The organism is Chitinophaga rupis, assembly GCF_900109685.1.
Taxonomy (GTDB): Bacteria; Bacteroidota; Bacteroidia; order Chitinophagales; family Chitinophagaceae; genus Chitinophaga; species Chitinophaga rupis.
In genome coordinates this window covers 1334381-1349810 of sequence record NZ_FOBB01000002.1, presented here as the reverse complement: position 1 = coordinate 1349810, position 15430 = coordinate 1334381, and the positions used below count along the sequence as shown (strand labels likewise).

Here is a 15430-nt window from a genome sequence, read left to right as displayed (position 1 = left end):
ACACGAAATACATGCAATACGCAGTGCCCGATTATTCATTATTCATTGTTCATTATTAATTAAATATCTTGCGCCCAAATTTTTCCGCCACATGACAGTTAAACGGAATTCCGCCCTGGGGTTCATTTTTGTAACCGTGCTGATTGATGTTATCGGTTTTGGTATCATCATTCCCGTAATGCCCAAGCTTATTGAGCACCTTACCGGTAAAGGCCTGAGCGAAGCTTCCCAATACGGCGGCTGGCTATTATTTGCATTTGCCATTACACAGTTCTTTTGCTCTCCCATTGTAGGCGGGCTAAGCGACCGTTATGGCAGGCGCCCCGTATTATTACTGGCGCTGCTGGGGTTTGGGTTTGACTACCTGTTCCTGGCTTTTGCACCCACTATTGGCTGGCTGTTCTTAGGACGTGTAATTGCCGGCGCTACCGGCGCCAGTTTTACCACGGCCACGGCATACATTGCAGATGTAAGCCCTCCCGAAAAAAGAGCGCAGAACTTTGGCCTGGTAGGCGCTGCATTTGGTATGGGCTTTATTATAGGACCGGTAATTGGCGGGCTTTTCAGCCACTGGGGTCCCCGCGCGCCTTTCCTGGCAGCAGCCGCGCTAACGTTCATGAATGTACTCTATGGCTATTTCATACTGCCGGAATCGTTATTGCCGGAAAACCGCCGCGCCTTCAGCTGGCAGCGCGCTAACCCGGTAGGCTCCCTCTGGCACCTGTTCCGCTACCCGGTGATAACCGGTTTAATAGCCTCCATGATCCTGATCTATATAGCTGCACATGCCGTACAAAGTACCTGGAGCTATTATACCATGTTCAAATTTGGCTGGAACGAAACCTGGGTAGGTTACTCCCTGGGCTTTGTAGGCCTGCTGGTAGGTGTTGTGCAGGGAGTGCTGATCCGGTGGACGATTCCCAAACTGGGACAGAAATGGTCTATTTACCTGGGCCTGTTGCTTTATACTTTCGGCATGCTGCTATTTGGCTTTGCCAATAAAGGCTGGATGATGTTTGCCTTCCTGGTGCCGTACTGCCTGGGGGGTATTTGCGGCCCGGCTTTGCAGGGCGTGATTTCCAGCGAAGTGCCGCCCACAGAACAGGGCGAGCTGCAAGGCGCGCTTACCAGCTTAATGAGCCTTACCGCTGTAATAGGCCCGCCTATTATGACCAACCTGTTTGCCTGGTTCTCCAAACCAACCGCAAAGGTTTATTTCCCGGGCATGCCTTTCGTAGCCGGCGCCATCCTTACATTAACCGCCTTATTTTTATGCCGCCCATCCCTGGAAGCGCACGACCGCCGTACAATTAAAAATGAATAATTAATAAGTACTTCGTATTGTTAGTACTGCGTTAATATTCAATAATTTAGTTCTTTGTGTTGCAAACACCACATTAACAATCAATAATTTAGTACTTCAATTGCTTGTACTGCATCATCCATCATTATTAATTATTCATTATTAATTATTCATTCTTAATTATTAATTACAATGAAACCAATTATCACAATAGAATACTGCCCAAAGTGCGGATGGCTGATGCGTTCCGCCTGGATGGCACAGGAATTGCTGACAACGTTCGCCGACGAATTGGGTGGCGTTACATTACGCCCGAGCGAAGTGGCAGGCAGCTTTATTATTTATATAGCAGATGAAAAGCTGCTGGATAGAAAGGAGCTGGGACATTTCCCGGAGATCAAGGAATTAAAGCAGATGGTACGTGACAAAGTGGCTCCCGGTAAAAGCCTGGGCCATTCAGACAGGAAGTAGTAAACAATCAGCATGCAAAAAAGACTAACCGTTATCGTTATACTGCTGCTATCCGTTATGGGAGCAGCAGCGCAGGACACGCCCTATGTGCTTAAGGACACCATCATCCGCCGCCACAGCTTTTTCCCGCTGCCGGTAGCGGGTTACTCCCAGGAAAAGGGACTGGAAATAGGTGCAGCCATGTTGTATTCCTTTTATACAGATAACAAACATCCGGATCCGCTTACACGTAACTCCACCATTAACCTCATACCTTCCATTACTACCAAAAAGCAGTGGAAGATAGACCTGAAAACAGATATCTGGACGCATGCCAATCTATGGCATTTTAAAAGTAACCTGCGTTACCACGATTATCCCATCTACTTTTATGGCATTGGCGATACCACTCATAAGGCAGATCAATCCCTGCTGAACAACAAACGTTATAAGTTGCAGCTGGAAGGGGAGCGGCGCATTGGCGGCCACTTTTATGCCGGTGCTTCGCTGTTATACCAGCATGATACCTATGATTCAAAAGACAGTAAGGGCATTTACCCCGGGCTGGCGCTGGTGGATAAATCCGGCGGCTACTACACCTTCATTGGCCTCACCGGTATTTACGATAACCGCGATAACCAGAACTACACCACTCACGGCTCCTGGGCACGGCTAAACGTAGCTTATGCGCCCGATATTTTCAGCACCCGCGCTTTGTGGAAGATAGAAGCCCAGGGTAAACATTTCATACCCATCTCCCGTAAAAGCACCCTTGCTTTAAATATTAATTATAGTACGGTGCAGGGCAGCCAGATACCATTCTACCTCTTATCTGAAATGGGTAATGACCTGCTGATGCGCGGCTACTATGCCGGCCGTTACCGGGATCAGAATTACCTGGCTTTCCAGGCGGAGTACCGTTATTTCTGGGATCCAAAGATCCCCATCAACATCTGGTTTGTACATATGCAGCCCAAGTTTGCGCTGGTGGCCTTTGGCGGTACCGGCTCCGTATTTAACAATCATAATTTTGATTTTGGCAGCTTTAAACCTAACTATGGTATTGGCGGCCGTTGGTTCTACGATGAAAGCGCCCGCTTAACCATCCGTATGGATTACGGCTGGGGCGAAAAACGGCCTGGCGAACCCCGGCAGTCCGGCTTGTATTTGTCACTGGCAGAAGCGTTTTAAGGCGGAACGCTGAAGGCCTAACGCCGAATGCCCTTGTACTGCACTGATTGCGAAACATCGGCAATCAATATTCCGCATTTATAATCCGCTTTGATCAGCGTTAAGCACGATAGAAAAAATAATCAAATCAGTTGCTCCGGGAAAATTATTTTAGCATATTCGTATTGCTAATACGTTGGGACCATGAGTGATCTATTTTTTTCCGGAAACTGGGAAGGGGAGTACACGTACGAAGAAAATTATTTTCAGGACCGGCGGGACATCTGCGTAGCTTTCAGCATAGCTATGGAAGTGAAGGATGGCCTGGTAAAAGGTCATTGCATTGATGATGAAAAGGGTGGGGGCGCCGCCAATCCAGCCATTATAGAAGGCTTTATGGAAGGAAATTTCATCAGCTTCCTGAAACGATATGATCATTTCTGGTACACGGAAGAAAATAACGAGGTTACCCATGTACCTTCCGTGCCCTCACATGAAGTACATTACAGCGGCTTTTTTGAAGCGGACCTGTTTGTGGGCAAATGGGAAATTACGCGGCAATATATAGATGGCGATGGTTTTTCCCATGAACTGGCTTTCTTTGGCACCTGGACAATGAAAAAGGCATAACTACTCATTGAAGATCCGACCAGTCAAAAGCTGCATTTTGCGCCGGCGACACAGACGCTTTAAGCAACACCTGCAAAGCCTTCACCCGGTCCGGGTATTGAGCTGCCAGGTTATGCTTTTCGCCAATATCCTTACTAATATTGTATAGCTCCAACACTTCCGGCTGATCCTTTTTCTTGAACCGCACCAGCTTCCAGTTATCCTTTAATACGGCTTGTTTTAATTGTCCTTCATTGAACTGCCAGAACAGGTGATCATGCTGTTGCTCCTGTGGTTTTCCCTGGATGGCCGCAGCAAAAGATAAACCGTCTATATTGCCGGGTGCAGCGGTGTTCGTTAACCCGCAAAGCGTAGGCAGCACATCCCAGAAAGCCCATACCTGGCTGCTGGTGCGGCCGGCCGGCACTTTACCCGGCGCCCTTACGATCATGGGCACACGAATACCGCCTTCATACACATCCCGCTTAATACCCCGCAACGGACCGTTGCTGTTGAAATACTCCGGGTCTGCACCGCCTTCCTTATGCGGGCCATTATCGCTGGTAAAGAAAACATAGGTATCATCTTCCAGGTTTAATTCTTTCAATAGCTGCATCAGACGTCCAACATCGGAATCCAGCTTGGTTACCATGGCAGCAAAGGCTGCATGCGGCTGCGGCTGGCTATGATAGGTTCCCTTACCCGTTTGAACAAATGGCGTTTCCGGCGCAAATTTGCTGCTGCCATCCGCATTCAGGAAAGGCTGCAGATATTGTTTGGGCAGCAGCAGCTCTGCATGCGGAATAGTTACCGGCAGAAATAAAAAGAAAGGACCGTCTTTATGCGCACGTACAAAATCCAGCGCATGCGCCATGATCAGGTCATGGCTGTACTGGGAGTCGGTGGCCACCTGTTTCAGCTGTTTATTCTTCAGCTCAAATAAATGATCCGTGAAGTAATGATGCGCATGTGTTTGGTTCAGGTAACCAAAAAATTCATCGAAACCTTTGAACTGTGGCGCCCCGCTATCGTTCTCTTCACCCAATCCCCATTTACCAAACATACCGGTGGCATATCCGTTAGCCTGCAGGCGCTGCGCCAGCGTAGTATCTTCCGGGCGCAGGTGCTGGTTGGCATTACCGCGTATATAGGCATGCCCCATGTGGTAGCCGGTCATTAATGCACAGCGGGAGGGGGCGCACACCGGGCTGCCGGCGTAAAATTGTGTAAACCGGGTGCCCTGTGCAGCCAGACCATCAATATTAGGTGTGGGAAAACGGCTGGTTGGATTATAACACGACAGGTTACCATAACCCAGGTCATCTGCAATAATAAAAATGATATTCGTACGCTTGTGTCCGTTAGACGGCTGCTGTGCAGCTGCAGTTTGAGCGAAAAAGATCATGGCCAGCAAAACCAGGCGCAGCGCCCGTTTGGGTTGGGTATCCGTTTGCATAGTGGTTGTAAAGATTGCTATGTTTAATATAGTCTACTACTCAGGTAGACAATATACACATTAAATTTTTGATTTTGCAACGTATAATCGTTAACTTCCAATACGGCCATGTTATGAGTTAACCAAAACAATATCTTATGAAGCGCATTATTTTGCTTTTCACGGTTATGTCTACGATAACCTGTTTGAACCCGTTATTAGCCCAGGATGTAAAAAAGGATTACAACGTTGTGCCTTCTTCCGAATTTTACCTGAAAGTTAGCGGCGGTTATTTTTTTAGTGTATTTCCCGGTCAGTTCCCGGATGTAGGTCCTTATGCACCGCATGATGTGCGCAGCACCTATAACCCGGCCACAGGCGCCAGTACGGTAGTATCGGACAAAGTGCTTACCGGCTCTTATGGCGCCGGCGCCAGGGGAGGTATTACTTTCGGCTGGTTTTTCAGCAAGTATGTTTCAGTAGAAGCAGCTTTTAATTACTACCACAGCAAAAAGAATCTTATGACTCGGCAGCTCACTACTGTACAGGGCAGCGGCCAGGTAGCAGGTAGTATTGAGTCGCATGGTTATGCCAATGCGCTGGACTTTGCACCCAGTGTTGTGATCAGCCCGGGTTATGAAAAAATAAACCCGTATGTGCGGTTTGGGCTGGTAGTGCCTTACTGGGGCCGCCTGCATATTGAAACAGACGCGCAAACCAGCACGCCGGTAAGTACAGGTGTTGTGGCGCAAACAACCATTCACCGCGAGGAAGAAGTGCATCCCAACATTACCCTGGGATTCCAGGGCGCGCTGGGTGTATCCATGCCCGTATGTTCCCGGCTGGATGTTTTTGTAGAAGCGGAATACCGCAATGTGCCTGCAAAAAGTAAAAAGAAAGAGGTTACTGTGTACGACGAAAAAACAAATGTGGTGAACCTGGCCACCAACCAGGTTATCAGCACACAGCAACGCAGTTTAAATGATCTTACAACCGCTGAAAGGAATACAGAATATGTAACCACCATCGATCAGAATTCCAATACGCCCACCGGGAAAAGCGGGGCTAAAACAACCTATAAGGATGATAACAAGCCCGCAAATGATTTTAAATCTTATATCAATATCGGCGGGCTTGGTGCCAATGCAGGAGTGAGGTGGCGGTTTTAATTAAACCCTTAGTGCGCCACGGAATCCCCGGGCAGCATAATAAGAGGACGCACCGTTATGATACATGAAAACATGGTCATAGCGGCGATCACAAAAGATGGCGCCACCATGTTTCCTGATCTCAGCAGGTGTTTTCACCCAGCTCGATGTTTTAGTATCGAAGTTTCCAAGCTGCTGCAGCTGCCGGTATTGTTCTTCTGTTAAGAGCTCAATACCGATGGCTGCAGCCATATCAATGGCGTTATCTTCCGGCTTAAATTCTTTCCTTGCTTCCAGCGCTTCACAGTCGTAACAAAGGCTTCTGCGGCCTTTAGGACTTTCTGCTGAACAATCATAAAAAATGTATTCGCCCGTTTTTTTATCATAATCAACAACATCCGGTTCACCGCCGGTATTTTCCATTTCATTGAGCGACCAAAGCTTTTCAGGATTGGCTTCCAGCTTTGCCTGTATTTTAGCCCAATCCAGCCCTTTATGGCGGTTCATGTGCTTCTCAAAACGGGTCTTTAATAATTTGAGCAGTTTTTCATGCTGCTCTGATGACAGCTTCTTTTTCATACGTTTATATTATCACTGTTGAATAGCGGGAATGATCTTTCTATCTGCAGGCCTGAAATACCAGGATACCACCGTCAGGACCAGGAGCAGCAATGAGGGGAATATTTCATTCATGGAACTACCTGATCCGATATGTGAAAATATCGCTCCTGACATGATGAAGAAAAAGCCTGCATACGCCCATTCCTTTAGCAAAGGAAATTTAGGAATAAGTATCGCTATAACTCCCAGAATTTTCCAGGCGCCCAGTATGGTTAGAAAATAGACCGGGTAGCCTAAGCGTACAATACCATCAACTCCGGGCGGTGCCACGGCGCCTTCCGCTTTCATCCTGAGTAATTGTACCATTCCGGTTGATAGCATTCCTAAAGAAAGCCAGATGGTAGCGATCCAATAGATAATTTTATTTCTTCTGGTCATGGGATATTATTTTAGTTTGCTTAGGACTTTTTCCAACTGGTTATGCGCCATATTTATTCCATAAGTGAAGGGGAGCTTTAGTACCTCGTCTCTGATTGCAGCGGATCTGTATATTATATGCATAGTGAGCTTGCTGGTGTCGTCAGTGAGCTTTTCAAACTCCAGGAACTCAAGCTGAACGCCAAAAGGCACATTATCCATTTCAAAGGTCCGGATGATCCGCTGATTCGGGCTAAACTCATGGATCACTCCACTGAGCTGAAATACCATATTTGCCTTCTCATTACTTGTTTCAAAGCGCCAGCTGCCATGATTTTTGTTTTCAAGCTTCAGCACTTTTGTTCCCATCCATTGCTCAACAATTTCGGGGTCTTCATACGCTTTAAAAAGCAATTCCAATGGCAGCTCAAATTCCCTTGTGATCACCAGATCCTGCTTGCCTTCTTCGGCATTGATCTTTGTCTTTTGTTCCATACTCTATTTTTTCGGTTTGTAGGCTTTCATGATGTTTTCCAGCTTATTAAAGCGGTCATCCCACATTTTGCGGAATGGTTCAATAAAGTCGGCTACTTCTTTCATTTTCTTAGCATTGATGTAATAGTAAATTTCCCGGCCGTTTTGTTTTTGCTCCAGTAATTCGCACTCAGTAAGTATTTGCAAATGTTTTGAAACGGTTGGGCGTGCGGTATCGAAGTTGGAGGCAATAGCGCCGGCTGTCATGGCTTGTGAGGCTACCAGCAGGAGGATAGTCCTTCTTGTAGGATCAGCGATGGCCTGGAATACGTCTCGTCTGAGGTTCATTATGTAGCTATTTGACTACAAATATATGTGTAGTTATTTAACTACGCAAATTTTTGTTTGGGGGGAGGGGCAAAAGAAGCTTTAATGGTACGTCTAAAAATAGCTAGGTGGGCTTCTTAAAAAAATATTTTATTATAGCCAAATGATCCTTCTTTTGTTATGTTTTACATAGTTCTTCTCTTGTTATTTTTTATTTGACCATTATCAATTTTTAAATTCGGGTCTGCTTTAGTTTGTTTGCGAGTAGCTATGCGAACAGCGGCGCTGCCGTTGTGTTTTATTTCTTTGTCTTTTATATGCCGGGCAAGCTCTTCAGGGCTCAATACTTTATCGTATTCGCTCTTTACTTTGCCCAGCTTACAATCTTCGGTGACCAGCTTTAAAAAATTACTGAAATCTTTATTTTCAGTTACCAGCCGGTTTACCGTGTCCCAATCTATGGTCGGTTTGATGCGGGCGGGAAAAAGGATCTCGCTTTCATAAATATTCTCTGCGTTTAATTTGATGAGACCAATACCAAAGGCATTATTCAGCCGACCGATCTCATCTTTTAAAGCAGGGTCATCGTCGAGGTCTAAGGTAACAATGTAGCCTTCATTGGCCCAGCTTGAATTGGAAACCGCCTGAAAATAGGCATGCCTCAGGTTCAGGAAATTGACATGTGCCTTCAGCTCAAAAGAAAATAGCTTAATGGAGCTGATGGACAAGTGGTTTTGGATATCAAGCGTTTCGGACTTATAATCTGTAAAAGGGAAATAAACACCTACCATATCGGGATGTAACCACTCATTTTGCCCTTTGGCGTTTTTTTTCAACGAGTTTTCGTGAAATATGGTTTTAATATTGGCCTTAAAATGTGGATCGGCATAAGCATAGGCTACCAGCAAGACATGTAGGTCACGCTCATGAAATTTTCTGAGCGCTGCTTTTTCCCTTTTGATGATTTCCGCATCTTTTTGTTTCAGCAGTTTTTCCAGATTGATCTGTGGCACCAACCTTCTAAGGAAAAACTGTGCTGGACGTTCGCTGGTTTGTATAACAGTAGAATGATCGCCAGCACGCTGAATATCGGTATAACAATAAGCGCCGATGGTGGCCCAAGGTGTTTGGCCGGTGGTGACAAAATCGCCTGTAGTGCCCAATTCATGTGCCTTTTCCCAAATTTCTTTAGGAGAAAGCGGTACACCTGCCTTTTCGATCGTATTCTCTATAATATCCCAGAAAGTGGTTTTAGCCATATGCTTGCAAAACAGAATAAATTACTAGTAATAAAACTAAATAATTCTAAAATAGGGAAAATGCGTATCTCCACAATGAAAAAAAATAAGCCAAAAGCGGATAAAAGCATGCAGCGAAAATTAAATGATGGTAGCAACGGCACTCCGCAAAGTGGGCTGAAAAACTGTAACCTATGTTACATCAGTGCAGGAACTATTTTACCCTATAATTTACATTATGTTAAATAACAAAAACCACTTAACCCATTCATTTCCACTCCCTTCCTTACATCTCCGATTCACCACACAGCTTATTAGCATCTTCCATCCTCTCAGAAAAATAACTTTCCAGCAATGTTTCACTGCTGGAAAGTTATACATACCCGTTTACTGAATAATGATCTTCCGGCTCAACCATTCTACACCATCAAACGCCTGTATAATATACATGCCTGGCTTTATCCTGCTCACATTAATATTGGTGGTATAAATACCTTCTCCATAGTTAAATTGTTGGATCACTACGCCTGCTATGTTCAATATCTTTACCGCTTTGATGGATTTTAAATACGCCTTATTGAATGAAACATTCAGATTAGTCGTAGCCGGAACCGGATATACTTTAAAAGCAATAGTATCCGTAACAACCGCTGCTTTAAGTGACGGTATACTGTCATTTGCCATACGTACCGCCCCACCGGGGTGGCATATTTTATCGCTAAGCGCAGTAACATGCTGGTGATAAGTAGGCGATAAATTGCCTGAACATCCAACAGCCCTCACATAAAAATCTATGCTCTGATCACAGGCAACATGGAAATACGGCGCAGTGGACGTACTGGTCCAGGTGGAATTATTGTAAGAATACTGATAAGTAACCCCGGGAGGAATGTTGATGGCATAATAAGTGCCGGAATTTGCGCAATACCCTTTGGTGCCCGGACAGTCACCTCTCCAGGTGTATTGTGGAACGGGAGGATTTACCGCGTTAATAGTGATCGTTTTGGAAAAATGCATGGGGGTACCACATGTAACGGCAACATCCGCATATAAGGTTACGGTACCGCTGCTAAGTGTGTTCACGGTAACACTATTGCCATTAGGAACTAAGCTGGCAATGGATGTATTGCTGATGCTCCAGGTGGTTCCGGCAGCAGTAGCGGGCAGATTGTAGATATTGTAAGTAGCAGCGCCACAGTTGCTACCAGCGCCGGTAATACCGCCGCCAGCCGCTGTTAACACGGCCTGAAAGGCATTGATCCTTCCATATCCCATTTCATTATTCCAGTTTCCGTTAAGCTGGTCCAATACTCCGGTATAAGAATATCCGCCCACTTTATCTACCGTTGTCTCCAGTATCCGGCGGGCCTGCAGACCGGTCAGATTGGGGTTTACCGAAAATATAAGGGCTGCAGTAGCAGCCACATGCGGGGTTGCGGAGGAAGTTCCGTTAAAAATACTATCGTAGTCACTGGGATCATCACCATTAGCGCCTTGCAGATCTGTGGTATAAATTTTCACCCCAGGTGCTACTACATCTAACCCACTACCGTAGTTACTGCCCCACCAGTTTTCCCCATCGCAGGAAGAGGGTGATTTTCGCTGATCACAAGGGCTGGTAGCGCCTACAGCAATTACATCAGGATCAGCGGCCGGAAAGCTGATGGCTGCACTGTTATCATTTCCTGTAGCTACGCATATAATGGCCCCCCGGCCTCCACGGCCTTGTGTAACAGCATTGCTAATGGCCTGCTGAATAGCTGCCTGACCTATTGTTGTGCTCCAGGAACAGCTGAGCACATCTGCTCCCTGCTGCCAGGCCCAGTCTATTCCTCCAGCCAGCCAGGCAGCTGTTGCTACAATATCATTATCAGGAGGACCGGGTATTCCCTGAAAGATCCGCACAGGTAGTATTCGGCAATTATAGGCAATTCCCACTGTTCCTATACCATTATTAGCTACTGCCCCAATAATTCCTGTGCAGTTGGTGCCATGTGAAATATTATCACCGTTGGGCCCACCGGCACTCCCTCCGCCTGTTGCATCAAATCCCGGTAATAAGTTCGCCTGCAGGTCCGGATGGGTTAGGTCAACGCCTATATCCAACACGGCTACGCGAATATTACTGCATCCCGTTGTAATGTCCCAGGCGGCAGTTGCTTTTATATCATCGCCTGCTATTCCCCAGCGTTGCCTTGTGTTGTTCAGCGACCATTGCTGATTAAAAAAAGGATCATTGGTCGCTCCTTTCACAAACAATAAATAATCAGGTTCCGCATATTGGAACAATCCGGTCTGTAACAACCTGTAGGAAATTTCAAGCCCATAATTCACAGAGTCTTTAGGAAGCTGAATGAAATAAACATTTTTATCAAACGCATATGGCCTGGCGATGCTGGCATTCATTTTACTTAACAGCTCACTGAGCTGCCCTACGCGGATGCCACTTTTCAGTTTAACCATGATCCGGTCTGTCAGCGACCCGATCTCCTTTCCATCTTCGGTTAACAGCACCGGGGTAATATAATCAAACTGCTTGCTTTGCCTTCCTGCAGACTGCAGCAGCCGGGCATCCATAGCGGCCCTGTGACTGATGTGCAGCAGCGTAAGCCCTGTATTGCCCAGGCTTTTCGACGAATCAATCGTAATACTGCTATTGAGCATTACCGGTGCATTTTTAGGAAGCGCGGTCAAAGTATGAGCAATAAATTTTTGATCAGATGCATGGAAATTAACCTGCTTTCCCTGCTCCATTTTAAAATACCGCTGTGCAGTTGTATTGCTTGCAATGAGGCAGGCCAGGGTTAAAAGGATACCCGTAAAAGTGTTTTGCATAAATGGGATTTTTGAGGGTGAATAGGATTACATAAAGTCTGGTCAACAGGCTGGTGGGGCAATGATCCGGTTATAGGAGATTTACAATACTAATTAATACTTTTTTTCCGGAATTCCTAATAGCTTTCCAAAGTTTGGAAGCTAAAACTTTCATAGATATTCTATTTACTGAATTGCTCGTGGAAACCGCTGAAATGGGGAGATTGGTTTGCAATTGTGCCGGCTGTGCCGACACAATTTGAAAAACACGGGCAGCCCTCAGCTGCTGTACAGATTTGGCTTACAAATAATGGACTCAGGCCGGCTCGCTCCTTAATGGAAAACTAACCGTAAACGTGCTGCCTACACCAATCTCGCTTTTTACGGTAATGATACCGTCCATGGCTTCCGTTAAGTTCTTTATAATAGAAAGCCCCAGACCAATACCCCCCAGCTGGGTTTTAAACCCATTGGCCAGCTGCCGGTATTCCTGGAAGATCAGTGGCAGCTCGGCGGTGGAAATGCCGATGCCCTGGTCCGTGATCTCTATACTAAACCTGTCAGTATCCGCAAAACAGGTAACAGATACCACCGTGCCGGGCGGACTATATTTTAAGGCATTCATAAGTAGATTATAGACAATCTGGGTCAGGTACACCTTATCCACATAAATAAAAGACGGGAAATCTTTGGTTACCTGCTTTACTACCGAGATTGTTTTGTCCATAAAAAGGGCCGACATGGATAACAGCACATTATCCAGCCATTTCCTGAAATCAAAATAGGTTTCCATAATTTGAAACTTTTGCTGGTTTTCCTGCCTTACTACCTCTCTCACCCGTTCAAAGATCTCATTCAGGTTATTCGCTGCTGAAAATATCATTTGTAAAAGCTCCTGTACAAATGCCGGATCTCCATTCTCTATCTCCCGTTTCAAAAAGGTGGCTGCGGTTACCACGCCGTTGATAGGCACACCAATTTCATGCAGGGTAGTATGAAAAATGGATTTCAGCACCTCAAACGAGGGTTGTTCGGTTACTTCTTTCTCGGACAAACGCATGGGGATAATTTTTATATTCGGTTGATGGGCGCGCGGAATAAGGGCAATTTCATGCGTTAGGAAAGAAAAGACAATAAGGACTTTGTACTATTTTTATACGTACAAATTAGTAGTATTCGCTGCCAGTAAGGGTTTCGCGGGGCGCCTGGCAGGATTAAATTTTGCTCGTAATGGATAGCAATTATGCCTGCAGCTTATTTATCAGCTGTACCTTATTGGATACACTGGCTTTTTCAAAGATGTTTTGTACGTGTTTTTTAACCGTTCGCTCAGCAATAAACAGGCTATCTCCGATCTCTTTATAGGACTGTCCGCCGCAAATTAACCGGGCTATATCCACCTCCCGGGTGGTAAGGTTATACTGGCTGCAGTTGAACTCGAAACCGCCGGAGGCCTGTTTAAGATCCAGGTTTTCTACTTTCTGCAGGGCTCTGATGGTATTGTTTAGCAGGCTTTTTTTCTGCCTAAGGGCATTATCCAGCACGGAATTGATCTTCTGGATCAGCTCCTCCATACGGAAGGGTTTGGGGATATAATCCAGGGCGCCCAGCTTCAACCCTTCCAGCTTGTCTTTATTGGTGAACCTGGCCGACAGGAAAATAAACGGGATATGGTTATAGTCCGGGCTTTCGGAAATAATGCGGGCAAATTTGAACCCGTCTACCTTGTCCATCATCACATCGGAAATGATCAGGTCAGGCGGAACCGGGTAGCTCTTTACTTTTCCCAGGGCTTCATTACCGTTAAACGCTACGCATACATTATATTTCTCCATCAGCTTTTTTAGCAGGTAGCTGATCATGGCCTGGTTATCCTCTACCAGCAGAATGGTTTGCTTGCGGGGGTCATAGCTGGTATCGCTGATGTTAAAGTCCGACACCTCCAGCCCGGAGGATGTGCTGATCTTAAAGTCCTCTGCTACCGCCTCATTTTTGCTAAGCACATGCCGGTTCAGCAGCACGGTAATACGGGTGCCTTTCTCTTTTTGGGGATTGCTGTCAATGATGATCTTCCCTTGCAGGCTGTCCACGATCTTTTTAAGCATAGGCATACCCAGGCCCATACCCTGGGCGCTTTTCTTTTGCATATTGATCTGGTAGTAGGGCTCAAAGATCTTTTTCTGCAGCCCCGGCTCAATACCGATACCGTTATCCCGCACCGTAAAACGCAGCTGGTTGCCGGATGCTTCCAGGGAAACGCTGATCTCTCCACCTTCTTCGGTATATTTAATGGCATTCTCCACCAGGTTCACTACAATACGGCTTACCGCCTCGGGATCGGCCTTCATGAGCAGATCCTGCGCTACATTTTCCTTCAGGGTCAGCTTCTTTTTACGGCAGTAGCTCCGGAACAGGATCAAATTATCTGTTACCACCTGGCTAAAGCTGATCACCTGGGCATAGTTATAAATGGGCAGTCCCTTATCATACCGCTCCAGGTCAAACAGGTTGCTGATATCATTATTTAGCTTGGCCAGGTTCCGCTTTACAATCAGCAGGTCCTCATTATAACCCTGTTTCTGGATATACTCTTCCAGGTAGTTATTCATGAGGGTGATGGGCGTTTTGGTTTCATGCACCAGGTTCACAAAGGCATTGGTCCTTTGCTCATTGGATCTCTTAAGCGCGGCCGTTTGTTTGTCCACTTCTTTCTCCAGATTCAGGGCGTATTGCTGCAGCTGTATGTACTCTTCTTTGGATTTTTGCACGGTTTGCCGCAGCAGTGTTACATTCAGCAACATGAACACAATGTTATTGAACACGCCCACCACCCAGTTAGGTTGTTCCAGGAAAACGCCTATCACCGGGGAGCTGCACCAGAAAAACAGGGAGGCATAGATCCAGAGCCTTTCCCGGAAAACGGGCCAGTTCTTTTCCCTGCGATGGGTTTTTATAAGTACCCTGGCCAGGTCAAACAGGGCGTAGCAGGCATATGCGGCCGTAATAATATAGGTATATAATAAGGTATTGGGAAGATCGTGGGTAACAGGAAAATAGCCAACAAAAAAAACGAAAAAGGGCACTACCAGGAACAGGAACCCATATTTGCGGTGAAATTCCAATCCCTGCAGCCGGGTTGTTCTTACACAATAATACGGCATGTAAGCGGTCACCAGGTACCCGAAACCCTGGTTAATAATGATCTGCAGGGTAATGGGTACAGGTATATGCGGGTCCGGCAGAATAATGAGATTCTCTGCCAGGTTATATAATATTAACAGCCCTACCAGTATCAGGTGCCATAGCCGTTCTTTTTCATGACGCCTGGCCAGGAAGGTCTGTAACTGGTTACAAAAAATAATGATCTCCAGCAGGATAATACAAAAGATCACGAGGTTAAGCCGGATGCCAAAAAATAACATATACTACCATTTAGGGGGCGCAGTCGGTATATGAATTTACGTTATTTTTTGCAGCGGCTCTC

The 15430-nt window shown here is 46.0% G+C and carries 15 protein-coding genes; 6 read left to right on the top strand and 9 right to left on the bottom strand.

The window, feature by feature from the left end; all coding sequences use genetic code 11:
• The first annotated feature begins 91 nt into the window (after positions 1–91).
• The 4 genes from BMZ54_RS12415 to BMZ54_RS12400 all read left to right on the top strand — a co-directional run bounded on the left by BMZ54_RS12415 (position 92) and on the right by BMZ54_RS12400 (position 3553).
• Positions 92–1324, top strand: a complete 1233-nt coding sequence (locus BMZ54_RS12415; RefSeq protein WP_089911374.1) for a TCR/Tet family MFS transporter — start codon at positions 92–94, stop codon at positions 1322–1324.
• Between the two features lie 171 nt (positions 1325–1495).
• Positions 1496–1774, top strand: coding sequence for an Rdx family protein (locus BMZ54_RS12410; protein WP_089911371.1), 279 nt, complete (start codon positions 1496–1498; stop codon positions 1772–1774).
• Positions 1775–1786: 12 nt separating this feature from the next.
• Positions 1787–2944 (top strand): BamA/TamA family outer membrane protein, encoded by a 1158-nt coding sequence (locus BMZ54_RS12405; RefSeq protein ID WP_089911368.1) that lies wholly within the window; start codon positions 1787–1789, stop codon positions 2942–2944.
• 183 nt (positions 2945–3127) lie between these two features.
• The gene (locus BMZ54_RS12400; RefSeq protein ID WP_089911365.1) at positions 3128–3553 is read left to right on the top strand and encodes a hypothetical protein; all 426 of its coding nucleotides are present in this window, start codon (positions 3128–3130) and stop codon (positions 3551–3553) included.
• A 4-nt stretch (positions 3554–3557) separates the two neighbouring features.
• On the opposite strand, the gene BMZ54_RS12395 is transcribed toward BMZ54_RS12400, so the two are convergent.
• Positions 3558–4988: an arylsulfatase gene (locus tag BMZ54_RS12395; protein WP_238386565.1), complete on the bottom strand. Its 1431-nt coding sequence runs from the start codon at positions 4986–4988 to the stop codon at positions 3558–3560.
• A gap of 137 nt (positions 4989–5125) precedes the next feature.
• Here BMZ54_RS12395 and BMZ54_RS12390 point away from each other — a divergent pair, with 137 nt between their 5' ends.
• Positions 5126–6136: a hypothetical protein gene (locus tag BMZ54_RS12390; RefSeq protein ID WP_089911362.1), complete on the top strand. Its 1011-nt coding sequence runs from the start codon at positions 5126–5128 to the stop codon at positions 6134–6136.
• Here the strand turns inward: BMZ54_RS12390 and BMZ54_RS12385 are convergent, their stop codons facing one another.
• From BMZ54_RS12385 to BMZ54_RS12365, 5 genes are all read right to left on the bottom strand, one after another.
• Positions 6137–6694 (bottom strand): DUF4256 domain-containing protein, encoded by a 558-nt coding sequence (locus BMZ54_RS12385; protein ID WP_089911359.1) that lies wholly within the window; start codon positions 6692–6694, stop codon positions 6137–6139.
• 12 nt (positions 6695–6706) lie between these two features.
• Positions 6707–7114 carry a DoxX family protein gene (locus BMZ54_RS12380; RefSeq protein ID WP_089911356.1) on the bottom strand — a complete coding sequence of 136 codons (408 nt, stop codon included), beginning with the start codon at positions 7112–7114 and terminating at the stop codon, positions 6707–6709.
• Between the two features lie 6 nt (positions 7115–7120).
• Positions 7121–7588 carry an SRPBCC domain-containing protein gene (locus tag BMZ54_RS12375; RefSeq protein WP_089911353.1) on the bottom strand — a complete coding sequence of 156 codons (468 nt, stop codon included), beginning with the start codon at positions 7586–7588 and terminating at the stop codon, positions 7121–7123.
• Positions 7589–7591: 3 nt separating this feature from the next.
• Positions 7592–7915: an ArsR/SmtB family transcription factor gene (locus tag BMZ54_RS12370; RefSeq protein ID WP_089911350.1), complete on the bottom strand. Its 324-nt coding sequence runs from the start codon at positions 7913–7915 to the stop codon at positions 7592–7594.
• A gap of 164 nt (positions 7916–8079) precedes the next feature.
• A complete protein-coding gene (locus tag BMZ54_RS12365) occupies positions 8080–9153 on the bottom strand; it encodes an HTH domain-containing protein (protein WP_089911348.1) in 1074 nt (357 codons plus the stop codon).
• A gap of 60 nt (positions 9154–9213) precedes the next feature.
• On the opposite strand from BMZ54_RS12365, the gene BMZ54_RS32930 reads away from it, so the two are divergent.
• Entirely contained in the window at positions 9214–9381 is a 168-nt protein-coding gene (locus tag BMZ54_RS32930; protein ID WP_156093013.1) for a hypothetical protein, read from the top strand.
• 138 nt (positions 9382–9519) lie between these two features.
• On the opposite strand, the gene BMZ54_RS12360 is transcribed toward BMZ54_RS32930, so the two are convergent.
• The 3 genes from BMZ54_RS12360 to BMZ54_RS12350 all read right to left on the bottom strand — a co-directional run bounded on the left by BMZ54_RS12360 (position 9520) and on the right by BMZ54_RS12350 (position 15368).
• Entirely contained in the window at positions 9520–11967 is a 2448-nt protein-coding gene (locus tag BMZ54_RS12360; RefSeq protein ID WP_089911345.1) for a S8 family serine peptidase, read from the bottom strand.
• A gap of 295 nt (positions 11968–12262) precedes the next feature.
• A complete protein-coding gene (locus BMZ54_RS12355; protein WP_089911342.1) occupies positions 12263–13006 on the bottom strand; it encodes a sensor histidine kinase in 744 nt (247 codons plus the stop codon).
• A 181-nt stretch (positions 13007–13187) separates the two neighbouring features.
• Entirely contained in the window at positions 13188–15368 is a 2181-nt protein-coding gene (locus tag BMZ54_RS12350) for an ATP-binding response regulator (RefSeq protein WP_089911339.1), read from the bottom strand.
• Between the last annotated feature and the right edge of the window lie 62 nt (positions 15369–15430).